The sequence below is a fragment of the Streptomyces showdoensis genome, assembly GCF_039535475.1.
Classification (GTDB): domain Bacteria; phylum Actinomycetota; class Actinomycetes; order Streptomycetales; family Streptomycetaceae; genus Streptomyces; species Streptomyces showdoensis.
Genome location: NZ_BAAAXG010000006.1, coordinates 162014 through 184273, shown reverse-complemented (window position 1 = coordinate 184273; position 22260 = coordinate 162014). Strand labels below are relative to the sequence as shown.

The window sequence follows — 22260 nt, the reverse complement described above, 5'->3', positions numbered from 1 at the left end:
CCGAAGTCGGCGGTCTCCGGAGGGTGGCGAGGTTCTCCCCGAGGTGCCCGCCGGGCAGCAGCGGCGGCGGGCTGTCGAAGATCTCCGCCGAGCTGTGGGGTGGCGCCGACGGCCAGCCAGTAGAACGGGGACCACGACGACGGCGAGCGCCAGGCCGAGCGCGGAGGTGAGCAGGAGGCTCGCCCCGGGTGGCGGGGGCGGGCGCGGCGGGCGGTCACGGCTTCTCCCCGAGGAGGCGGAACTGGATCAGGCCGAGCAGCCCGACGAGGACGGTGAGGGCGTACGCGATGGCGGAGGCGTAGCCGAAGTCGAAGTATGTGAAGGCGTTCTGGTACAGGTACACGCCGATGGTCAGGGTGGCGTTGTCCGGGCCGCCGCCGGTCAGCACGTACGGACTCGTCGAAGAGCTGGAGGGTGCCGATGGTGGACAGGACCGTGGTGAGCAGCAGGGCCGGGCGCAGTCCGGGGAGGGTGACGTGCCGGAAGGCGGAGAGCGCCCCGCCGCCGTCGACGGCGACCGCGTCGTAGAGCTCGCGCGGCACCGTCTGCAGCCGGGCCAGCAGGATGACGGCGTTGTAGCCGGTGTGTAGTGCCAGGTCAGCGCCAGGCGAGGGAGATCCGCGCCCACATCGGATCGGTCAGCCACGGCACCGGGTCGGCGCCGAAGCGCCCGAACACCCAGTTGACCAGGCCGTAGTCCTTGTTGAGCAGGACGGAGAAGACGATGCCGTACGCGACGAGGCCGGTGACCATCGGCAGGAAGAAGCCGAGCCGGAAGACCGGGCGCCGCGCAGCAGGGTGGAGTCGAGGGCGACGGCGAGCCCGGTCGCGAGCGCCAGCATCAGCGGCACTTGGACGACGAGGATCACGAGGGTGTTGCGCAGCGCGGTCCACAGCAGCGGGTCCTCCGCGAGCCGCAGGTAGTTGTCGGCGCCGACGAAGGTCTCGGCGCCGCCGACCGTGCGGTGCAGGCTGAGCAGGAAGGACCAGCCGATCGGGTAGAGCTTGAAGGCGGCGAAGAGCAGCAGGGCGGGCAGGACGAAGAGGTACGGGGCGGCCCGGCCCCGCCGCCGGCGGCGGGGCACGGCGGGCCGTGGTGCGGCGGCGGCCGGCGCGGGGCCGGCCGCCGGGGCGGCGACCTGCGTCATCGGGCGGCCTTCCGGCCCGTCTGGCGGGCCAGTTCACGGGCCGCCTCGCCCAGCACCTTCGCCGGGTCGGCGCCTTGAGGAGCACCTGGGACTGGGCGTCGGTGACCAGCTTGAGCGCGCGGGCGTAGTCGCCGGTGTAGTTCACGGCGGGGCTGGGGGCCTTGAGGGCGGAGAGGAAGATCTCGCCCTTGCGCTGCCCGCTGAAGAACGCGGACGGCTCGTGGAAGACCGGGTCGTCGTACGCCTTGAGCAGGGCGGCGCGATGCCCTTGCCGCGGTAGATGCCCACCTGGGAGGCGGGCCGGGTCAGCGCGAACTCGACGAAGGTCCAGGCGGCGGCCTGCTGCGTGCTGCTGCCCGCGACGGCGAGGTGGGTGGAGTTCACACGTCGCCGCGGTGGGGCCGCCGCGGCGGACGGCCGGGGGCAGCCGCACCTTCCACTTGCCGGCCTCGGCGGGCACCTGCTCCTGGATGATCCCGCCGAACCAGGTGGGCCAGGGGAGCACGGCGGCGGGTGCCCGCTTCAGCGAGCATCATCAGGGCGTTCCAGCCGCCGGCCAGGTCGCTGACCAGACCGGCGTCGTTCATGGTCTTGATGAGCGTCATCGCCCGGACGGCCTCGGGGGAGTCCAGCGTGATGCGGCCCTCCAGGTCGAAGTAGAAGGCGCCCTGGAGCTGGAGCAGCAGCTGGAAGAAGTTGGCGGCGTCCGGCTGCGAGGCGGGCTTGTCGATGCCGAGGAGGTGGGGCGCCGGTGCGGGCCTTGAGCCGCTTGCCCGCCTCGACCGTCTGTCCCAGGTCTGCAGCGCGCCGACGTCGACGCCGCCTTCTCGAAGAGGTCGGCCCGTAGTAGAGAGCCCGCCGAGTTGGCCTCCAACAGGAAGAGGGCGTCGACCCGCTTTGCCGTGGGGCAGAACGGTCTCTGCCACGGCGGCGGTCGAATGGTCCTTGCTTGTGGGCGGTCTCGCCCAGCGGCGGCAGGGAGGTCGGCGAGACCGCCGGGGAAGCGCTCGACTACCCGGGCAGGTAGTCCCACGCCGATGTGCAGGACACTCGGCGAGGCCCTGGCCGCCGGCGGCCAGGCCCGCCGTGATCTTGTCCCAGATCGCCGGGTTGCCGATGTCCTCGACGGTGACCTGGATGTCCGTGAACTCCTTGTTGAACTTCGTAGCAGGCCTTGAGTTCGGCCGCGGGGTCCCTGGCCGGACCAGACCTGGTGATCCTTTCCCCTTGCGGGGTCCGCCCTTGCCGCCCGAACCGCCCGCGTCGGCGGCGCCGCTGCCGGTGCAGCCGGCGAGCGAGAGGCCAGTGCCCCCGCCGCCCATGCGGAGGAAGGTGGCGCCGGGCGGGGTGTCCTGCCGAGTCTCTGTCTGTCATGGGGCGGGACGCTACAAGCCCTCCCGCCCGAGTTGCAAGACTCGATTGAAACTTTTCAGTTTGATCCGTCAGGAATGTTGCCCGATGCATTGGCGGTCCCTTCTTCCCGGTTGCTAGCGTGCCGCGCGCCGCCCGACCCGTCCGGGAGACACCTCATGACGCGCACCCGCCTGACGCTGCTCGCAGCCGTCGCGCTGCTCTTCAGTACGCTCGCCCCGCTCACGCGCGCCCACGCCACCCCCGCGCGCCGGCCGCACCGACGTGGGCCGACCGCACCCGCCCCGCTGGCCGTCGCCGACCCGGGTTCTTCGAACGGGGCGCGAGGGCTGGGAGGTTCACCTCCGGCACCGCGTGGCGAGCAACTACCCGCACGCCGGCGGACGGCTGGCCTACCTCGAACGCCGGCGCGGCATGAAGATCTCTCCAGACCGGTGACCGCCCCGGGCACGGCGGCTACCTCGTCTCCGCCTGGATCGCCACGGGCGGCCCCGGCGCCCGCTACGTCCTGCGCGTCAACGGCCACCGAGGACCGCGGAGGCGGCTCCTGCCGGCCGGCGCCGGCTACCGGCGCCACACCGCTCGGCAGGTCACCCTCGCCCCCGGCGACCGGCTGGAGATCGCCTTCGAGTCGGCCGGGGCTGGTCAACGTCGACGACGTGATGGTCCTCCCCGGCGGCCCCGGCCGACCCCCGGATCGGCTCCACGACCCCGGATGATCGTCGCGATGTTCGACTGGGCCAAGCACAAGGCCAACAGCTGGTCCACCTCCCGCGGCACCCGGGGCCCCCTCGACGCCGACGAACGCCAGACCGCGGACACCGGCCGGCGTCTTACGGCCCCTCCTACTGGGCCGGCTACGCGAACCGCAGCGGCTACTACTCCCGCGACATGGCCCACCACTCGCCGGTGCGCATCCTCGGCCTGCCCGACGAGAACAAGGAGATGCTGCGCGCCTTCGCCGCCTCCTCCGCCACGCCGAGCACGCCTACTACCCGGTGTGGGCGCTCAACTTCGGACAACCGCAGCCCGCTCTCCATCGACTACCGGCGGCCCCGAGCTCTTCGTCCGCGAGGTCCCCGCCCCTTCGAACTCGTCCAGAAGGCCGAGGAGGCTACCGCTGGAGCGGCGACCCCGCCCTACCTCGACGACCCGGCCCTGTGGGACTTCTACCGGCACACACCGAGGAGTTCGTCACCCTCCACGACGGCCGCAAGGACAACGCCCCGTGCGGGTCGCCGAGGGCACCGGACACGGCATCTTCCGGGCACCGCCAGCTACAACGAGCAGAGCGCGAACCGCTCGCCGAGGCCGGGCCGACGCCATCGGCTCTCCAGTACAGGGCCTACCGCGCGATGGCCTCCCTCGCCCGCGCACAGGGCGACACCGCGACCCCCGCCGCCCGCTTCGAACCGCCGCGCCCGCGCGCGCTCAGGACCTACTTCAACACCACCTGGAGCGGCACCGGTTCGGGCGCCGACATGGTCCGCGCGGCTACACCACCGACGGCGGCGCTGACCGGCTGGGGGCAAGGAGAACAGCTGGTTTCATGCCGATGAAGGGATCATCGACCCCGGGCGCCCGCCGCGAAGGCCTACCTCGACTACATCGACGCCCAGGCGCCGAGGCGCCGGCCGCCCCGACAACATCGAGGCCCTGACCTACCTCCCCGACACCTTCCTCACCGACAACCGCGCCGCCGACACCGCCTGGAAGTGGATGCGCCGCATCTACGCCGGAGAAGGATGGTCCGGCACGTCACACCCCGCCAGGGCAACCAACGCGACTACCCCGAGTGTCCTTCACCCTCTCGCCCCAGACCGTCCAGGGCCTCATGGGGCGTCACCCCCGACGCCCCCCGCCCGCACCCTCACCACCCAGCCGCGCCTGCCCTCCGGCATGGACTGGCTGAGCGTCTCGGACCTGCGGTCGGCGACTCCGCCTTCACCCTGCGGCACGACACGGCCCCGGCGTCCCTCCGCTCCACCCCCTCACCCCACCTCCGGCACCCGGCCCTACACCTGGGTGGCGCGCTTCCCCGGCGCCCCACGCCACTGTCCTGGTCGACGGCGCCAGGCGCCCGGCCCGCACCGAGGGTGGGTGTCGACGCGTCACGTACACGACCGTCCGCACCCGGGTGCCCCCGGCCGTACGGTGTCGTGGAGGTCCGATGACGGGGCGGAAGGCCTCGGGCGCGGCCGGACGGGCGACGGCGCCCGCCGGATCCGCGGCGGCCCGGCGCGTTCCCGGGCGGCGCCGGCCTGTTCCGGCTCGACCCCGCCGTCGCCCACCTCAACCACGGGCTCCTACGGCGCCGTCCCGGTCCCCGTCGCCCCGGGAACGCCGCCGCCTCGACGACGAGTCCGCCGCCGACCCCGACCGCTTCTTCCGCGACGTCCCCGACCGGCTCGCCGCGGCCCGGGCCCGCGTCGCCGGACGGCACTGGGAACGGAGCCGGAGGGCCTCGCGTTCGTCGCCAACGCCACCGAGGCGGCCAACCTCGCGCTCGACGGCCCTGCGCCTGGAGCGGGAACGACGAGATCCTGGTGACCGACCACGGCTACGGCACGGGTGATCACGGCCGCCGCCCGGCGCGCCCCGCTCTCACCACCGTCGCCCTCGACCCGGCCCTCCCGGACGAGGACGCGGTGTGCGCGGCGGTGCTCGCCGGGATCACGCCCCGCACCAGGTGGCGCTGCTCGACCAGTATCAGCTCGCCCACCGGCGGCCCGTCGGCCACGCCCGGCTGCTCACCGAGCTGCGCGCCCGCGGGATCACCACCGTCGTCGGACGGGCGCCCACGCGCCCGGATGCTCGCCGAACCGCTCGCCGGACGGCCGCGACCTCTGGTTCGGCAACCTGCACAAGTGGGGCCTACGCCCCGCCGGGCAGCGCCGGTCCTCGCGGTCGGCCCCGGGTTCCGGCCCGGGTCCCCGCGCCGGTGCCCTCCTGGAGGGCCACCGCGGCTGCTCCGCGCGCGTCGAGTTCCGGGCCACCGCCGACTACACGGGCTGGCTGGCCGCGCCCGAGGGCCTCGACCTGATCGAGCGCCCTCGGCGCCGCGACCCGTCGGCCCACAACGGCGCCCTCGTCGCGTACGGCGCCCGCCACTGCTGTCCCGCCTCCCGGGCGTCACGCCCCTCCCGTGGACGAGGGGCTCGCCATGCGGTTCCCTGCGGCTGCCCCGGAGCCTGGCCCGGACGCAGGCGAGGCGGGCCGCGCTGCGCGAGGAGATCGCGGCCCGCCCTCGGCTGCCGACCCTCGTCTGGCCTGGCCGGACGGCGGCGGCATCCGGATCAGCGGCGAGATCTACAACGCGGCCCGAGGAGTACGAGCGGCTGGCGGCCGGACTCGGCGCCCTGCTGGACGGGCGCTAGACGCCCGGCGCCCACCCCGCCGCGAAGGTGCGCCGGTAGGGCCAGGGGGGTCACCCCGATGGCGGCGTGCAGGTGCTGGGCGCAGGGGAGGTTCCGGTGGCGAGCCGACCTGCCCGCGATGTCGTCCCCGGCCAGGTCGGTGGACTCCAGGAGGTCACGGGCCCGGTCACCCGCTGCTGGATCAGCCAGCGGCCCGGGCTCATGCCGACTCCTCGTTGAACCGGCGCGCGAAGGTGCGCAGGCTCATCCGGGACGTGCCCGGCGAGATCGGCGCGGGCCAGCGGCTCGTGCAGGTTCTCCAGCGCCCACTGGCGGTGGCCGAGGTGTCGTTCGCCGGTGGCTCGGGCACCGCTGCTCGATGTACTGAGCGCCTGGCCGCCGTCCGCCCGGGCGGCACGACGAGCCAGGCGGGCGAACCCGGTTGGCGAGCGCGGTCCCGTGGTCCTTTGCGCAGCAGGTGCAGACAGACGTCCACGCCCGACGGCGCCTCCCGCCGAGGTCGAGGATGTCGCCGTCGCGATGAACAGGACGTCCGGGTCGAGCTGCCACCTCAGGAACCACGCGCGGCAACGCTCCACACGAGCGCCAGTGGGTGGTCGCCTCGGCGCAGCCGTCGAGGAGCCCGCCGCTGGCGAGCAGCACGGTCGTGCAGATGGACACTGATCCGACGCGCCCCGCGGGATCGTCCGCGCGAGGGGCCGCGCCGACCGCTCGAGGCAGCTCGGGCGAGACGAGGGCGGTCTCGCAGGGCAGGGGCCAGGATCACGGTGTCGCCGTGCTCAAGCACCTCGGGACTGACGTGCGCGACGGTCTCACGAGAAGTCGGAGTTCGTCCGCACGGCCCGCCGTCGACCGAGCAGGTCAGGACCTCGTATAGCGGCCCCCGGCCGCGCGAAGACCCGGTCGGGCGATGCCCAGCTCGAAGGGTTACACGCCGTCACAGAGCGAGACGACGACCGCGGGGACGTTTCCCATGGCACGATCCTGTCGAAGAGGCCTTCATGCCATGGTACGTCCCGGGGCGCTCCGGCGAGGCTTGCTCCATGACGAACAGCACCACTGCGCCCCACCGCCCCCACCATGCGGGCCATCAGCCAGCGCACCCACGGAACCCCCGAGTCCTCCAGGAGGTCGAGGTACCGGCCGTCCCGTCCCGAGGCCCAGCGAGATCCTGTCGCCGGTCCGCGCGCTCCGGGGGTCACCCGACGGACTGAAGCACCTGTCGCCTCGACGCCCTCTTCTGAGCGAGCTGCCCCGGTCCTCGGCTGGGACGTCTCCTGGCGTCGTCGAGGCGGTCGGCTTCGGCGTCACCCTCTTCGGCCCGCGACGAGGTCTCGGCATGCTGCCGTACCCGCACGGGGTCGGCGCCCACGCGAGTACGTCACACGCCCCGGCCCGTGCCTTCGCCCGCAGCCCTCGCGAGGTCGACACGTACAGGCCGGCGCCCTGCCGCTCGCCGCCCTCACCGCGTACCAGGCGCTCGTCGACACCGCCGGGCTGCGGGCCGGGCAGCGCGTCCTGATCCACGCCGGCCGCGGGCGGGGTCGGCCACCTCGCCGTACAGATCGCCAAGGCGCACGGGGCGCATGTGATCGCCACCGCCAGCGCCCCCAAGCACGACTTCCTGCGCTCGCTCGGCGCGGACGAGGTGATCGACTACCGCTCGGTCGACTTCCGCGAGGCGACGAAGGACATCGACGTCGTCCTCGACCCCCTCTCCGGCGACACCCGCACCCGCTCCCTCGACGTGCTGCGCCCCGGCGGCATCGTCGTGTCGATCCTGCCGCCCACCGACCCCGACGACGCGGCGAAGGCGGCCGAGGCGGGGCGTCCGGGCGGTCACCATGCTGGTCGAGGCCGACCACGGCGGCATGAACGCCATCGCGGACCTCGTCGCCTCCGGCGCGCTCCGCGCCCACGTCGACTCCGTCTTCCCGCTCTCCGCCGCGGCCGAGGCCCACGCGCTCGGCGAGGACGGACCGCACCACCGGGAAGATCGTCCTCGTGGTGGACGGCGCGGAGGCGTGAGCCGCGGCCGGGTCCGGGCCAGGACCCGGCCGCAGCCGGCCTACGCGTAGAAGCGCGACAGGCTGCGCAGCACGCAGGCCGGCTTGGCGCCGCCCTCGATCTCGATCGTGCCGTCGACGGCGATCTGGACGCCGCCGTTCACCTCCTCGACCGCGGCGAGGCGGGCGACGAGCCGCAGCCGGGAGCCGACCGTGACCGGGGCGGGGAAACGCACCTTGTCCAGGCCGTAGTTGACCTTCGTGGTGACGCCCCGGACGTCGAGGAGTCCGGTGAACAGGGGGATGAAGAGGGCGAGAGTCAGATAGCCGTGGGCGATCGGGGCGCCGAAGGGGCCCCTCCTTCGCGCGCTCCACGTCCACGTGGATCCACTGGTGGTCGCCGGTGGCGTCGGCGAAGCCGTCGATCCGGTCCTGGGTGACGTCGATCCAGCCGCTGGTGCCCAGCTCGCTGCCGGCCAGCTCCTTCAGGGCGTCGATGCCGTCGACGATGAGGGTCGTGGTCATGGGGGTGGTCCTTCCTAGGGAAGCGCCGGGTGGCGTGTCCAGGGGGTTCCGTACCGGGTGCGGAGCTGGTGCTGAGGAGCTTTCCGGAGGCCGGTGCGCGGCAGTTCGGCGACGACCACGACGGACTTCGGGATCTTGTACCGGGCGAGCCGGCCGTCCAGCGACGCGAGGATCGCGGCCGGATCGGGCGTGCCGGCCGCTCCGGTCACGATCACCGCGCGGACCGTCTCGCCCCACGTCCCGTCGGGCACGCCGATGACGGCGCACTCGACGACGTCGGGATGGGCGAGCAGGGCGTCCTCCACCTCGGCGGGGTAGATGTTCTCCCCGCCCGAGATGATCATGTCCCTTCAGGCGGTCGACGATGGTGACGTAGCCGTCGGCGTCGACCCGGGCCGCGTCGCCGCTGCGGAACCAGCCGTCGGCGAACACGGCCGCCGTCTCCTCGGCCAGGCCCCAGTAGCCGGCCATCACGTGCGGGCCGCGGACCAGCACCTCGCCCGTCTCGCCGGTCGCCGCCGGGGTCAGGTCGGGGCGCACCACCCGTACGTCGGTGAAGAAGTGCGGCACCCCGGCGGACCCGGCCTTGCTCACGGCGTGCTCCGCGTCCAGGAACAGCACGCCCGGTGAGGCCTCGGTCATCCCGTACCCCTGGAGGAAGGCGAGCCCCCGCTCCTGGTACGCGGCGATGAGCGCGGTCGGCACGGGCGCGCCGCCGCAGGTGAGCAGCCGCAGACTGGACAGGTCGGCCGTCGCCCAGCGCGGGTGCCGGGCGACCCGGTCGAACATGGTGGGCACCCCGAACACGAAGGTGACGCCGTGCCGTTCGATCAGGTCGAGGGTGTCGCCCGGGTCGAAGGACTCGACGAGCAGGCACGCTCCGCCCTTGAGCAGGACCGGCAGGGCCAGCATGTTGAGGCCGCCGGTGTGGAACAGGGGGGCGGAGACGAGCGCGGTCTCGTCGCCGGCCAGGTCGAGGTCGACGAGGACGTCGACCGCGTTCCAGACCAGGTTGCCGTGGGTGAGCATCGCGCCCTTCGGGCGGCCCGTGGTGCCCGAGGTGTACATGATGAGGGCCACGTCCTCGGGCGAGACCCGCTCGTCGACCGGCTCCGCGGAGGCGGCGGCGAGCAGCTCCTCGTACGGGCCGCCGGTGTCCGACGACCGTCCGCACACCGGTCCCGCCCTCCGCGAGCGCCGCGTCCGCCACCGCCGCGAGGGCGGGCGAGCGGAGCAGCACGGTGCTGCCGGAGTCGCGCAGCTGGTACGCGATCTCGGGCGCCGCGAGCCGGGTGTTGAGCGGCACGAAGACCGCGCCGAGCAGGCCGGCCGCGAACAGGGTCTCCAGGAACGACGGATGGTTGGGGCCGAGGTAGGCGACGCGGTCGCCGCGCCGGACCCCGGCCGTCCGCAGGGCGTGGGCCAGCCGGGAGGTGCGTGCGTGCAGCTCCCCGTACGTGACGGTGGCGCCGTCGTGGATCAGGGCGGTGCGGTGCGGGGTCTTGCGGGCCCGGCGGGCGGGCCACGACCCCAGTCCCTCGTTGCGCATCGGGTGCCCTTTCAGGAAGGGGAGTCGGAGCCGGTGAGGCCGAGCAGCCGGGCGGCGTTCTCCTTGAGGATCTTCGGGCGGACCGCGTCCTTGACCGGCAGCTCCGCGAAGTCGGCGAGCCAGCGGTCGGGGCTGAGCACGGGGAAGTCGGAGCCGAACAGGACCTTGTCCTGGAGCAGGGTGTTCGCGTACCGGACCAGCTGCGGCGGGAAGTACTTCGGCGACCAGCCGGACAGGTCGATGTGCACCCCCGGCTTGTGGGTCGCGACGGCGAGCGCCTCGTCCTGCCAGGGGAAGGACGGATGCGCCAGGATGATCTTCAGGTGCGGGAAGTCGGCGGCGACGTCGTCGACGTGCAGCGGGTTGGAGTACTTGAGCCGGATGCCGCCGCCCCCGGGGACCCCGGCACCGATGCCGGTCTGCCCGGTGTGGAAGAGGGCGATCGTGCCGGTCTCCTCCATGACCTCGTAGAGGCCGTAGGCCATCCGGTCGTCGGGGAAGAAGCCCTGGATGCTCGGGTGGAACTTGAAGCCCCGGACCCCGTACTCCTCGACCAGCCGGCGGGCCCGCCGCACTCCGGCCCGGCCGCGGAAGGGGTCGACGGAGGCGAAGGGGATGAGGACGTCGGCGTGGGCGGCCGCCGCCTCGGCGATCTCCTCGTTCGGGATCGGCTCGGTGCCGGTGGCGTGCTCGGCGTCCACGGTGAAGACCACCGCGGCCATCCGCCGCTCGCGGTAGTACGCGGCGGTCTCCTCCAGGGTCGGCTTCCGCTCGCCCGCGACCTTGAAGTACGCGGCGGAGGCCGTGTGCAGCTCCTCGGAGAGCGAGGCGTGGCCCTTCGATGAGACCTCGCAGTGGGTGTGGACGTCGATCGCGACCAGGTCGTCCACGGACGGCGCGGACATCAGGCCTCCGGGAGCTTCGGCGCGGGGATGCCCACGGTCTGCGGCTCGCGGCCCACCGAGGTGTGCCAGGCGGCGGCCAGGGTCTCCGGGGTCCAGCCGCCGTCGGCGTACGCGGTGGCCACCTCCTGCGGGTGCGACCACAGGGCCAGCTTGTCCCCGCCGATGCCGACGCACTGGCCGGTGATGCCCCGGGCCGCCTCGGAGGCGAGGAAGGGGACGAGGGCGGCGCAGTCCTCCGGGGTGCCGAACCCCTCGCCCTTCCGCAGGAAGTCCGGCAGCGGCTCGCCGCCGCGGAGCGCCTCGACGTACGGGGCGAAGGCGGGGACGGTCTCGGTCATGGCGGTGGCGGCCACCGGGACGACGGCGTTGACGGTGATGCCGGCCCGGGACAGCTCCATCGACCAGGTACGGGCCATGGCGGCGATGCCGGCCTTGGCGGCCGCGTAGTTGGTCTGGCCGAAGTTGCCGCGCTGCCCGGCGGGGGAGCCGATCAGGATCAGGCTGCCGCCCTCGCCCTGTTCGCGCATGCGGACGGCGGCGGCCCGGGCGCAGGTGAAGGTGCCCTTGAGATGGGTGGTCACGACGGCGTCGAAGTCGTCGTCGGTCATCTTCCACAGCACCTTGTCGCGCAGGATCCCGGCGTTGGTGACGAGGACGTCGAGCCGGCCGAAGGTTTCCACGGCGCGGGCCACCAGCCGGTCGGCGGCCTCGGCGCCGCCGACCGCCACGGCCTCGGCGACGGCCCGCCCGCCGGCCGCGACGATCGAGTCGGCCGCCCGCCGGGCCACCTCCTCGTCCAGGTCGTTGACGACGACGGCGGCGCCCGCTGCGGCGAGCGCGGAGGCGTAGGCGAGACCGAGACCGCGGCCGGAGCCGGTGACGACGGCCACCTTCCCGGTGAGGTCGACGGCGGGGGAGTGCGACATGAGCTGTCCCTTCGGGAGTGAGGGAGTGAGGGAATGACGGGCGCGGGAGTACGGAGCGGGTCACCGGGAGAGCGTGGGGCTCGATCGCCGGCGGTCCGCCGTGATGGAAGCTAGGACCAATCATTGTTGACGTCAATAGTTGTCAGCAACACCGGTAGTGCCCCATGCTGGACCCATGGACGAACCCTGGATGCTCGGACTGCACTCCGACAGCGGCTACCTGCTCTACCGCCTCGGCCTGCGCTCGGGGCAGCTCTTCAACGCGGCGCTGCAGGAATCGGGCCTCCGCCTGCGCCACTACGCGCTCCTGCGCTACCTGGCCACCGTCGAGGGCGCGCTCCAGCGGGAGTTGAGCACCCGGCTCGGCTACGACCCCAGCGCCATCGTGGGCCTCGTCGACGACCTCGAACGCCTCGGCCTCGTCGAACGCCGCCCCGCGCCCGGCGACCGGCGCAGCCGCGTCGTCGTCCTCGTCGACGCGGGCCGCGCCTTCCTGCGCGACACCGACCGCACCAGCCGCCGCGTCACCGACGACCTGCTCCATCCGCTGACCGAGGACGAACGGGCCGTGCTGCACGGGCTGTTGCAGCGGGTCGCCGAGCCGGAGGCGCCCGGCGGGGCCTGACGCCCCGCCCGGTTCACCCCGCCGTCGCGAAGAAGGCCGTCAGCTCCTCCACGTACCGCTGCGGATGGCTCACGTGCGGCACGTGACCGGCGCCCTCGAAGACCCGGGTGCGCGCGCCCGGCAGTGCCCCGGCGACCCGGTCGTAGACCGCCCGGAACCAGCTCGGGCTCCGTGAGCCCCGGGTGAGGAGCACGGGGGCGGCGCAGCGCCGCAGCCCGGCCACGTCGAGGGCGGCCCAGCCCGGGTCGCCCTGCTCGTCGAGGAAGGTGGGGGCGTTGGCGACGAAGGTGTCCCGCAGCCGCTGAGGGAACCGCTCCCACTCGCCGGGCCCGAAGGCCACCCCGTCCACGAAGGTCCGGGCGGCGGTGAGCGGGTCGCCCGCCCGTACCAGGGCGGCGACGGCGTCGAGCCGCCCGCGCGTGGCGGCCACCTCCTCCCGGTGCTCGGGCACCTCGGCGGCGAGGTCGAGCAGCGGGGGCTCGTGGACGGCGAGGGCCCGGAACAGCCCGGGCCTGCGGGCGGCGAGCCCGAGGGCGGTGGAGGCGCCGAAGGAGTTGCCCGCGACGAACGCGGGCGCGAAGCCCAGCGCCTCCATCAGCGCGGCCAGGTCGTCCTCGTCCTCGCGCCGCGAGCCCTGTCCGGCCGGCCGCTCGCTCGCGCTGTGCCCGCGGCGGTCGTAGACGAGCACCCGGTGGCGCAGGGCGAGCCCGTGGACGACCTGGTCCCAGTTGTGGTGGTCGCCCCAGGAGCCGTGCACCAGGACCAGCGGGGCACCGTCGCCGCCGGCCTCGTAGAACAGGCGTGCCCCGTCGACCTCGACCTCTGCCATCCGCTGCTCCCTGCGACGGCCCGATCCGGCCCGGTGGGACCCGACCCGGCTCGGTCCGGTCCAGGGCTCCATTGTCCGGCGGACGTACGGCTCCGGGGCGGGAGAACGCGCGGGGCGTGCGGGTGGCAGACTCCGCCCATGGGGTTCGAACTTCTCGCGGCGACCGGTGTGCTGGCGCTTCTGACCATGGTCCCGGGACCGGACATGGCGATCGTGACCCGCAGGGCCGTGGCCGCCGGCCGGCGGGACGGGCTGCTGACCGTCGGCGGGATCGTCGGCGGGCTGCTGGTCTGGGGCGTGCTGGCGGTGGCCGGGCTGGCCGCCGTCCTGGCGGCTTCGGCCGTCGCGTACACCGTGGTGAAGCTGGTCGGCGCGGCCTACCTGGTCTTCCTCGGTGCGCAGGCGCTGTGGCGGACCAGGCGCGGTGGGGCGGCGGCGCCCGTGGACGCGCCGCCGCCCGCCGGGAACCCGTGGCGGACCGGTCTGGTGGGCAACCTGCTCAACCCGAAGATCGCGGTCTTCTACACCGGCCTGCTGCCGACCCTCGCCCCGTCCGGGCTCTCCCCGCACACCGGGATGGCCCTGCTGGTGCTGGTCCACGCGGCGCTCACGGTCGTCTGGCTCTCCGGCTACGTGCTGCTGCTCGCCGGGGCCCGCTCCTTCTTCGCCCGGCCCGCCGTGCGGGGCGCGATGGAGCGGGTCACCGGTGTGGTGCTCATCGGCTTCGGGGTGAAGGTCGCGACGGCGGCCTCCTAGCGTGCCGCCCGGGCCCGGGCGGCACGCGGTCAGGTCCCCCAGGCCTCGAACTCGTAGATCCGGGCGGCCGGATCGGTGGTCTGCGTGGGCGCCGTGACCACCAGCCGGACGTACCGGGCGGACAGGGCCACCGGGTGGGTCGTGGTCGCCGCCGTGTTGCCGCTGACGGTCACGGCGGTGGTCCAGGCGGCGGTGGTGCTGTCGCGGACCTCCACCCGGAAGTCCCGGGTGTTCCAGCTCGCGCTCTCGCCGCCGGCCGCCGCGTGCTTCACCACGAAGCGGTTCAGCGGCCGGGACGAACCGAGGTCCACCTCCAGCCACTTGGCCGAGGTGGTCGCGCACCACTTGTCGGCGTTGCCGCCCGAGACGCTGCCGTTGACCGCCTTGGCGGGGGCCTCCGAGGCGTTGCACTGACCGGAGGCCGTCGCGGGCCGGTTCAGCGCCAGGTTGCTCTCGGTGGTCGCGGACCAGGTGACCGTGGTGCTCGCGGCGGGGGAGCGGCCGAACTCGGTGGAGACGGCCTCGACGTCGAGCGTCGTCGAGGTCTCGGTGCCGGCCCGGTCCAGCTTCGGTACGAAGTAGCTGTCGTTGGGCGTGGCGCCCAGGAAGGTGCGGCCGCCGTCGGCGTTGCGGCGGTACACCTCGTAGTGATGGACCTCGCCGGAGGCCGAGGCGGTCCAGCCGAGCCGGAGCGACTTGCTCGCGCCACCGGTGTCCGTCGTGCCGAGGACGGTGGGCGCCGTCGGTGCGGACGGGGCGTCCACCGCGCCGTCGTACAGGGCGATCCGGCCCACCTTGATGTCGTACGAGGAGGTCGTCCCGGTCGTCTCCAGGCCGAGCTGCGCGACCGTCTTCCCGGCGTACGCGGAGAGGTCGAGCGTCTTGTGCTCCCATCCCGTGCCGGTGGTGGCGCCGAGGTCCAGCGTGGTGAAGGTGGTGGGGGCGTCGGTGAAGGAGACGGCCGCCTTCAGCCGGGTGGGCCCGGCGGCGGGGGTCTTCACCACCACCGACAGCTTGGTGTCGGCCGCCACGGGCAGCTTCGTCTGGTACAGCCGTACGGTGTTCACGGCGTCGAGCGTGCCGGTCAGGCGCAGGGCCGAGCCGCCCTCGTAGGCGTCGGTGTAGTCGATCGACGGCTTGAGTTTCGTGCCCGTGGACGTGACCAGCCAGCGGTAGGTGGGCGGCACGTCCTGGAGGGAGAGGTTGTTCCAGGCCGCGCCGGACACCCGGGTCCCGCCGGAGTGGTAGAAGTCGCCCTGCCCGGCGTCGAAGTGGGTGACGAAGGGCTTGGCGGTCACGGGCGAGGACTCGGCGACGTACTGCGCGAGCCCCTTCCAGGAGGAGGTGGTCGTGGTGTCGGACGGGTCGCCGTTGGCGCCGACCCAGTAACGGGCCTCGCGGGCCGTGGCGTCGGCCCGGTCGGCGGCGGACTTCCAGGTCCACTCGGGGCGGTAGAGCCCGAGCGAGGTGGTGTGCGGCTGTCCGGCGGGGAACAGGGCGTTCCAGTCGACGCTCGTGCCGTAGCCGTTGGACTCGGTGTCGATGCCGCTGAACAGCTCGTACTCGCCGCGCCCGAGACCGCGGGCCAGGGTGCGGGAGGAGTTCAGGCCGCTCGCGCTCCAGTTGAAGTTCAGGAACACCGAGTCGCTGGTGCGCTGCGCGCCCTCCTGGAGGAAGGCGTCGTTGGCGGAGGTCAGCGCGTTCTGCCAGCTCACCGAGCCGGACTCGGTCATCGCGTCGTACCACATGAACTCGACCGGGCCGAGCGAGCGGGCGTAGCGCATCGTGTTGCGCACCTCGGTCGCGAGCGCCGCGTCTCCGCCCGCCGTCTCCTGGTTGACGAACCAGCCGTCGAATCCGTAGTGCTGCGCGACCTGGGCCAGCTTGTCGGCGACGGGGTAGCGGCCGCCGGACTTCTGCGTGAAGTCGCGCACCCACTGGAGCTGGCCGCCGTACGCGGTGGGCGGGAAGAAGACGGTGCCGTAGACCTTGACCCCGTTGCGGTGGGCCGCGTCGACGACGGTCGGGTTCGGCGCGAGGATCAGACCCTCGCCGGCCGAACCGCCCCAGAACACCAGCTTGTCGACGTACTGCCAGTGCCCGAAGGCGTAGTAATTGGCGTCGGCCGAGCCCTGGGACGGGTTGTTCGAGGTGGGCGCGAACGAGACCAGCGACACGACCTTGCCCTCGCCCGCGCGGGCGTTGGCGTTGGCCTTGAGCGCGGGATCGGAGACACGCGGCCGGAGCGGGACGCGCGAGCGGTTGAAACGCGCGTCCGGGTCGGTGGCCGGGTCCCAGTTCAGGATCGAGTTCGGATACCAGTAGGAGGCGTACGGCTGGCTGCCCGAGGCAGCGGCGACAACGTTGTCAGGCGGGGTGGACGCCGAGGCGCTCGGCGGGGCGGTGAGTCCGAGCGCGGCCAGGGAGAGGGCCGCGCCCAGCAGCAGATGCAGGGGTCGTCTCATCGGAGCTCCGGTCCAGCGGGAGGGAAGGGGGCTGGTGGTGCCGGTGGCGCGATGGTGCGGAGGTGATCCGGTGCGGAGGCTAAAGGGCTTTAGCGAGCGCGGTCAAGAGGGCCGTCCCGGTCAGCCGGCGGGCGGGGCGGTGCTCTCGCGGACCGTGAGCCGGGGGGTCGGATTCTTGACGTCCCGGGCCGAGGACGGGTCGTCGACCTGGGCGAGCAGCGCCGTCGCGACCTGCTCGCCGAGCGCGAACGTGTCCCGGGAGAGGGCCGTCAGGGAGGGGTGGACGATCCGGGTCAGGGCCGAGTCGTCGAAGGAGACGACGGACAGCCCGCCGGGGACCGCGACGCCCATCTCGGTGGCGACGCCGAGGCCCGCGACCGCCATGACGTCGCTGTCGTAGACGATCGCGGTCGGCCGTTGCCGCCCCGGCCGGGCGAGCAGCGCCCGGGTGGCCGCCGCGCCCTCCGCGTCGCTGAAGTCGGTCGGCACGGAGACGGCCTCGGTCAGTCCGAGCCGGCGCGCCGCGTCCCGCACCGCCCGGATCCGGCGCTGGGTGTGCTGGAAGGAGGGCAGACCGGCGAGATGGGCGATCCGGCGGTGGCCGAGGGCCGCCAGGTACTCGACGATCGAGGTCATCGCCTCGCGGTCGTCGGCCCAGACGGCGGGCAGCCGCCCGTGCCGCCCCGGGCCGCCGAGCACCACGGTGGGGACGCCCAGTTCTTCCAGGACCGGGATGCGCGGATCGCGCACCTGGAGGTCGACCAGGACGAAGCCGTCCACCCGGTGCTCGGAGGTCCAGCGGCGGTAGACCTCGATCTCGGCGGCCGTGTCCTCCACCACGAGCAGCTGGAGGGCGGTGCCCCGACCGGACAGCGCGGCCTGGAGGCCGGACAGCAGATGGCTGAAGAAGGGTTCGAGGCCGATCGTGCGCGCGGGGCGGGCCAGCACCAGTCCGACGGCCCCGGCGCGGGCCCCGCCGAGCGCGCGGGCGGCGCTGTGCGGGCGCCAGTTCATCCGCTCGGCCACCCGCAGGATCCGGTCCCGGGTCGCCTCGCTCACCCCCGGGCGCCCGTTGAGCGCGAAGGAGACGGCGCCCTTGGAGACGCCCGCCTCCCTGGCGATGTCGGCGATGGTCGGTCTGGCCACCGGACGCCCTCCCTGATCAGCCGTTTCCGCCCCGCCGCCGCCCGTGCGAGGACGGCCGGTTCCCGCGGGCTCCCTTGACACCGGAGTTTAGCCGGGTGGATAGTCCCGCATCACTAGAGCGGTTTAGTAAACCTCCCTGCACCATCGATCAGCAAGGAGACACCCTCGTGCGAGTCATACGAAGGAGCCGCTGGGCGCGGTGGACGGCGGCCGCGGCGGCGGCGGTGACCCTCGCCGGCTGCGGCCTCGGCGGCGCGGAGGACTCCGGCGCCCCCGGTCCGGTCCACTCGGGCGGCGAGGTGAAGGGCAAGGTCTCGCTCCAGACCTGGGCCCTGAAGCCGAAGTTCACCGCGTACATGGAGGGCGTGATCGCCGGCTTCGAGAAGAAGTACCCCGGCGTCGAGGTCGACTGGCTCGACCAGCCCGGCGAGGGCTACTCGGAGAAGGTCCTCAGCCAGTCCGCCGGCGGCACCCTCCCCGACGTCGTCAACCTGCCCCCGGACTTCGCCCTGCCGCTGGTGAAGCAGAAGCTGCTGCTCGACGTCGTCGGCTCCGACGCCTCCGCCGCCGCCGACTACGTCAAGGGCGGCCTCGAGGCGTACCGCTTCCCCGGCCACGACGGCACCTACGGCTACCCCTGGTACCTCAACACCGACGTCAACTACTGGAACGCCGAGCTGCTCACGAAGTACGGCCTCGACCCGAAGAAGCCGCCGGCCTCGCTCGACCAGCTGGTGGCCGCGGCCCGCACCGTCAAGGCGAAGTCCGGCGGCCAGGTCTACCTGATGAGCCGCAAGCCCAACCTGATGGACCTGGCCAACGCCGGGGTCCCGGTCATGTCGGCGGACGGCCGCAGCTTCACCTTCAACACCCCCGAGGCCGCCGCCGTCCTCGACACCTACCGGGCGGCCTTCAAGGAGGGCCTGCTGCCCAAGGACGTCCTGACGGAGACCTACGCCGGCAACACCAAGCTCTTCTCCTCCGGCACCGCCGCCTGGACCACGGCCGGCGCCAACTACATCACCAGCCTCGCCGTCGACAACCCGACGCTGGCCCCCAAGGTGGTCTCCTCGCCCGCCATGGGCACCCCGCCGCTGTACGTCCAGGGCCTGTCCATCCCCAGGTCCACCAAGAACCCGGCCGCGGCCCTGGCCCTCGCCCGCTGGGTCACCAGCCCCGCCAACCAGGCCGCCTTCGCCCGCGAGACCAGCATCTTCCCCTCCACCACCGCCTCCGCCGCCGACCCGTTCTTCAGCAGGAGCGACGGCACCAACGCCGCCGACGCCAAGGTGACCGCCTTCCGCTCGCTCGCCTCCGCCCGGGTCCTCGAACCCGTCCAGGCCAACGACGCCGTGAAGACCGTCGTCAACCAGCAGATCGCCCTCGCCCTCAGCGGACAGGCGGACTCCAAGGACGCCCTGGACACGGCCGTCGCCCGCGCCAACCAGCTGATCAAGGACTAGATCCCCCGATGACGCTGACGCACCGGCGCCGGCTCACGCCCTGGCTGCTCGCCGGCCCCGCCCTGATCTGGCTCGCCGTCTTCAACCTGTGGCCCGCGGTCAACACCGTGATCCTGTCCTTCACCAGCGCCAGGCCGCTCGGCGGCGGCCGCTTCACCGGACTGGAGAACTACCAGCGGGCCCTGGACGACGCCCAGTTGACGGACGCCCTCGTCAACAGCGTCGTCTACCTGCTGGTCTGCCTGCCCCTGCTCACCCTGCTGCCGCTGCTGCTCGCCCTCCTGGTGGAACGGAAGCTGCCCGGCATCACCTTCTTCCGCACCGCGTTCTACACCCCGGTCGTCGCCTCCGCCGTCGTCGTCGGCCTGGTCTGGGGCTGGATGCTCGACGAGCGGGGCCTGCTCAACGGAGTGCTGCACCAGCTCGGCCTCGCCGACCGCCCGGTCTCCTTCCTCACCGACCGCTGGCTGCTGCTGTTCAGCGCCATCGCCCTCACCGTCTGGAAGGGGCTCGGCTACTACATGGTCATCTACCTCTCCGCGCTCGGGAACGTCGGGCGCGAGCTGCACGAGGCCGCCGCCGTCGACGGGGCCGGCGCCGTCCGCAGGTTCTGGCACGTCACCCTGCCCGGCGTCCGTCCCGCGATGCTGCTGATCTCCGTCCTCATCTCGGTCTCCGCGCTGCGGATCTTCTCCGAGCTGTACGTGCTGTCCCACGGCACCGGCGGACCCGGCGGGCGCGACATGTCGGTCGTCATGCTCATCCAGATGTACAGCCGCGGCTTCACCGGGCACATCGGCTACGCCTCCGCCCTCAGCGTGCTGCTCTTCGTGCTCACCGTCGGCCCGATGCTGTTCCTGGCCCGGCTCAACCGGAAGGCGGCCTGACGGATGACCCTGAGCCGCAGCCCCTCCACCGCCGAGAAGGCGGTGCGCTACCTCCTGCTCCTCCTCGTCCTCCTCCTCACCGTCGGCCCCTTCCTCTGGCAGCTGTCCACCTCGCTCAAGGGCCCCGCCGAGGACGTCTTCGCGCGCACCCCCCGCTTCCTGCCCGAGGAGCTCACCCTCGACAACTACGCCAAGGTCGCCGACACCGTCCCGGTGTGGAGCTACGCGGCGAACTCGCTGATCGTGGCGGGGATCGCCGTCCTCGGCAACGTCGTCGGCGCCACCCTCGCCGGATACGCCCTGGCCCGGCTGCGCTTCCGGGGAGCCCGGCTCGCGCTCGGCCTGTTCGTCGCGACCCTCGTGCTGCCCGGCGAGGTCACCATCGTCTCCCAGTACGTGACCGTCCGCAGCCTCGGCCTCACCGACACCCTGCTCGGGGTCGCCCTGCCCGGGGCGATCGCCATGCTCAACGTGCTGCTGATGTACACCGCCTTCCGGGCGGTGCCGGCCGAGCTCGACGCGGCCGCGCTCGTGGACGGCGCCAACGTCTGGCAGCGGCTCTGGCACATCGGGCTGCCGAGCGTGCGCGGCATGCTGAGCGTCGTCGTCATCTTCACCTTCATCGGCGCCTGGGACGACTTCCTGTGGCCGCTGATCGTGCTCAACGACCCCTCCCGCTACACCCTCACCGTCGGACTCCAGTACCTCGACGGGACCTTCTCCGCCAACCCCCGGCAGATCGCCGCCGGCACCATGATCGCCTTCCTGCCGGTGGTCGCCGTGTTCGCGGTCCTCCAGCGCTTCTTCTTCAAGGGGGTCGAGGAGGGCGCGATCAAGGGATGACCGCCCCGCCCGCTCCGTCCGGCCCGTCAGCACCCCTCCTTCACGAAGGAACCGCACCCCGCATGACGCATCGTCCCCACCGCACCGCTCCGCGCTTCGGCGTCAACTACACCCCCAGCCAGGGCTGGTTCCACCACTGGCTCGACTTCGACCTCGACGACGTGCGCGCCGACCTCGACTCCGTCGCCGCCCTCGGCCTCGACCACGTCCGGGTCTTCCCGCTCTGGCCGCTCTTCCAGCCCAACCGCACCCTGATCCGCCCCCGCGCCGTCGAACAGCTCGGCCTGCTCGTCGACGCGGCCGGGGAACGCGGCCTGGACGTCGCCGTCGACGGACTCCAGGGGCACCTCTCCAGCTTCGACTTCCTGCCCGCCTGGACCCGGACCTGGCACCGGCGGAACCTCTTCACCGACCCCGAGGTCCTCGACGGGCAGAGCGCCTACCTGCGGACCCTCGCCGCCGCCCTCGCCGACCGGCCGAACTTCCTCGGCATGACCGTCGGCAACGAGATCAACCAGTTCTCCGGCGACCCGCACCCCGACCCCGACCGCATCAGCCCCGACGAGGCCGCGGCCTGGCTGCGCCGGATGCTCGACGCCTGCGAGGAGGGCGCCCCCGGCCGGTTCCACCTGCACGCCGAGTACGACGCCGCCTGGTACCAGGACGACCACCCCTTCACCCCCGCCCAGGCCGCCCGGATCGGCGGCGCCACGGCCGTCCACTCCTGGGTCTTCAACGGGACCGCCCAGCGCCACGGCCCCGACTCCGTGGCGGTCGCCCAGCACGCCGCCTACCTCATCGAGCTGTCCAAGGCCTGGGCGACCGACCCCCGGCGGCCCGTCTGGCTCCAGGAGGTCGGCGCCCCCGCCCCGCACATCGCCCCCGACCGCGCGGCCGGATTCACCCGGACGACCGTGGCCGCCGCGCTCGACTGCCCCGATCTGTGGGGTATCACGTGGTGGTGCTCCCACGACGTCGACCGCTCGCTCGCCGACTTCCCCGAACTGGAATACAGCCTCGGCCTGTTGACCACCGACCGCCGGGTCAAGCCGGCCGGCCGGGCGCTCGCCGACGCCGTCGCCGAGGCTCGCGCCACCGCCCCGGCGCCGGCGCCCCGCGGCACCGCGCTCGTGCTCGACCTCCCCGAGGAGGCGCCGAAGCGCTCCTCCTGCGCCCCCGGCGGCGCGTACTTCGAGGCGTTCATGCGGCTCGCCGCGGACGGCGCCCGCCCTGCCGTGGTCCTCGCGGCCCGCGCGGCCGACCCGGCGTACCTCGCCGCCCGGGGCATCACCGAACTCGTCACCCTCGACGACCTGGGCACCGCCGGAGGCACGGCCGGCTCCGGCTCCGGCACCGGAGCCGCGCCGCGCTGAGCCCGTACCGGCGGTGCCTCCGGCCGTGCCCCGGCCGGGTTCCACCGTCACGACCCGCCGCCCCGA

At 73.3% G+C, this 22260-nt stretch carries 15 protein-coding genes and 3 pseudogenes; 8 read left to right on the top strand and 10 right to left on the bottom strand.

Annotation, left to right across the window (positions count from 1 at the left end; all coding sequences use genetic code 11):
* Nucleotides 1-214 precede the first annotated feature (214 nt).
* The 3 genes from ABD981_RS04015 to ABD981_RS04005 form a co-directional block, all read right to left on the bottom strand.
* Nucleotides 215-388 carry a hypothetical protein gene (locus ABD981_RS04015; RefSeq protein WP_345527911.1) on the bottom strand — a complete coding sequence of 58 codons (174 nt, stop codon included), beginning with the start codon at nucleotides 386-388 and terminating at the stop codon, nucleotides 215-217.
* Nucleotides 389-638: 250 nt separating this feature from the next.
* The gene (locus tag ABD981_RS04010) at nucleotides 639-1148 is read right to left on the bottom strand and encodes a carbohydrate ABC transporter permease (RefSeq protein WP_345527909.1); all 510 of its coding nucleotides are present in this window, start codon (nucleotides 1146-1148) and stop codon (nucleotides 639-641) included.
* A 380-nt stretch (nucleotides 1149-1528) separates the two neighbouring features.
* On the bottom strand, nucleotides 1529-2074 hold the full coding sequence (locus ABD981_RS04005) for a hypothetical protein (RefSeq protein WP_345527907.1): 546 nt from the start codon (nucleotides 2072-2074) through the stop codon (nucleotides 1529-1531).
* A gap of 1800 nt (nucleotides 2075-3874) precedes the next feature.
* On the opposite strand from ABD981_RS04005, the gene ABD981_RS04000 reads away from it, so the two are divergent.
* Together ABD981_RS04000 and ABD981_RS38745 are read left to right on the top strand one after the other, a co-directional pair.
* Nucleotides 3875-4078: a hypothetical protein gene (locus tag ABD981_RS04000; RefSeq protein ID WP_345527905.1), complete on the top strand. Its 204-nt coding sequence runs from the start codon at nucleotides 3875-3877 to the stop codon at nucleotides 4076-4078.
* Nucleotides 4079-7484: 3406 nt separating this feature from the next.
* A pseudogene (locus ABD981_RS38745) lies at nucleotides 7485-7974 on the top strand (zinc-binding dehydrogenase).
* Here the strand turns inward: ABD981_RS38745 and ABD981_RS03990 are convergent.
* From ABD981_RS03990 to ABD981_RS03975, 4 genes and pseudogenes are all read right to left on the bottom strand, one after another.
* Nucleotides 7965-8427, bottom strand: a pseudogene (locus ABD981_RS03990) (MaoC family dehydratase). The pseudogenes ABD981_RS38745 and ABD981_RS03990 overlap by 10 nt on opposite strands.
* 14 nt (nucleotides 8428-8441) lie before the next feature.
* Nucleotides 8442-9976, bottom strand: a pseudogene (locus ABD981_RS03985) (acyl-CoA synthetase).
* Between the two features lie 11 nt (nucleotides 9977-9987).
* Nucleotides 9988-10881 carry an amidohydrolase family protein gene (locus tag ABD981_RS03980; RefSeq protein WP_046909421.1) on the bottom strand — a complete coding sequence of 298 codons (894 nt, stop codon included), beginning with the start codon at nucleotides 10879-10881 and terminating at the stop codon, nucleotides 9988-9990.
* Nucleotides 10881-11807 carry an SDR family NAD(P)-dependent oxidoreductase gene (locus ABD981_RS03975; protein WP_046909420.1) on the bottom strand — a complete coding sequence of 309 codons (927 nt, stop codon included), beginning with the start codon at nucleotides 11805-11807 and terminating at the stop codon, nucleotides 10881-10883. Before ABD981_RS03975 ends, ABD981_RS03980 begins: the two co-directional genes overlap by 1 nt.
* Nucleotides 11808-11982: 175 nt before the next feature.
* Between ABD981_RS03975 and ABD981_RS03970 the strand changes: the two genes are divergently transcribed.
* The gene (locus tag ABD981_RS03970) at nucleotides 11983-12432 is read left to right on the top strand and encodes a MarR family winged helix-turn-helix transcriptional regulator (RefSeq protein WP_240495318.1); all 450 of its coding nucleotides are present in this window, start codon (nucleotides 11983-11985) and stop codon (nucleotides 12430-12432) included.
* A gap of 13 nt (nucleotides 12433-12445) precedes the next feature.
* Here ABD981_RS03970 and ABD981_RS03965 read toward each other — a convergent pair whose 3' ends face one another.
* Entirely contained in the window at nucleotides 12446-13261 is an 816-nt protein-coding gene (locus ABD981_RS03965; RefSeq protein WP_046909419.1) for an alpha/beta fold hydrolase, read from the bottom strand.
* A 138-nt stretch (nucleotides 13262-13399) separates the two neighbouring features.
* Between ABD981_RS03965 and ABD981_RS03960 the strand changes: the two genes are divergently transcribed.
* Nucleotides 13400-14017 (top strand): LysE family translocator, encoded by a 618-nt coding sequence (locus tag ABD981_RS03960; RefSeq protein ID WP_046909418.1) that lies wholly within the window; start codon nucleotides 13400-13402, stop codon nucleotides 14015-14017.
* 29 nt (nucleotides 14018-14046) lie between these two features.
* On the opposite strand, the gene ABD981_RS03955 is transcribed toward ABD981_RS03960, so the two are convergent.
* Together ABD981_RS03955 and ABD981_RS03950 are read right to left on the bottom strand one after the other, a co-directional pair.
* On the bottom strand, nucleotides 14047-16482 hold the full coding sequence (locus tag ABD981_RS03955; protein WP_046909417.1) for an endo-beta-N-acetylglucosaminidase: 2436 nt from the start codon (nucleotides 16480-16482) through the stop codon (nucleotides 14047-14049).
* Between the two features lie 120 nt (nucleotides 16483-16602).
* Nucleotides 16603-17628: a LacI family DNA-binding transcriptional regulator gene (locus ABD981_RS03950; protein WP_046909416.1), complete on the bottom strand. Its 1026-nt coding sequence runs from the start codon at nucleotides 17626-17628 to the stop codon at nucleotides 16603-16605.
* A gap of 167 nt (nucleotides 17629-17795) precedes the next feature.
* Between ABD981_RS03950 and ABD981_RS03945 the strand changes: the two genes are divergently transcribed.
* From ABD981_RS03945 to ABD981_RS03930, 4 genes are all read left to right on the top strand, one after another.
* Nucleotides 17796-19091 (top strand): ABC transporter substrate-binding protein, encoded by a 1296-nt coding sequence (locus tag ABD981_RS03945; RefSeq protein ID WP_205628220.1) that lies wholly within the window; start codon nucleotides 17796-17798, stop codon nucleotides 19089-19091.
* 8 nt (nucleotides 19092-19099) lie between these two features.
* Nucleotides 19100-19978 carry a carbohydrate ABC transporter permease gene (locus tag ABD981_RS03940; protein ID WP_046909415.1) on the top strand — a complete coding sequence of 293 codons (879 nt, stop codon included), beginning with the start codon at nucleotides 19100-19102 and terminating at the stop codon, nucleotides 19976-19978.
* 3 nt (nucleotides 19979-19981) lie between these two features.
* Nucleotides 19982-20821 carry a carbohydrate ABC transporter permease gene (locus ABD981_RS03935; RefSeq protein ID WP_046909414.1) on the top strand — a complete coding sequence of 280 codons (840 nt, stop codon included), beginning with the start codon at nucleotides 19982-19984 and terminating at the stop codon, nucleotides 20819-20821.
* A gap of 62 nt (nucleotides 20822-20883) precedes the next feature.
* Nucleotides 20884-22194 carry a glycoside hydrolase 5 family protein gene (locus ABD981_RS03930; protein ID WP_046909413.1) on the top strand — a complete coding sequence of 437 codons (1311 nt, stop codon included), beginning with the start codon at nucleotides 20884-20886 and terminating at the stop codon, nucleotides 22192-22194.
* The last annotated feature ends 66 nt before the right edge of the window (nucleotides 22195-22260 follow it).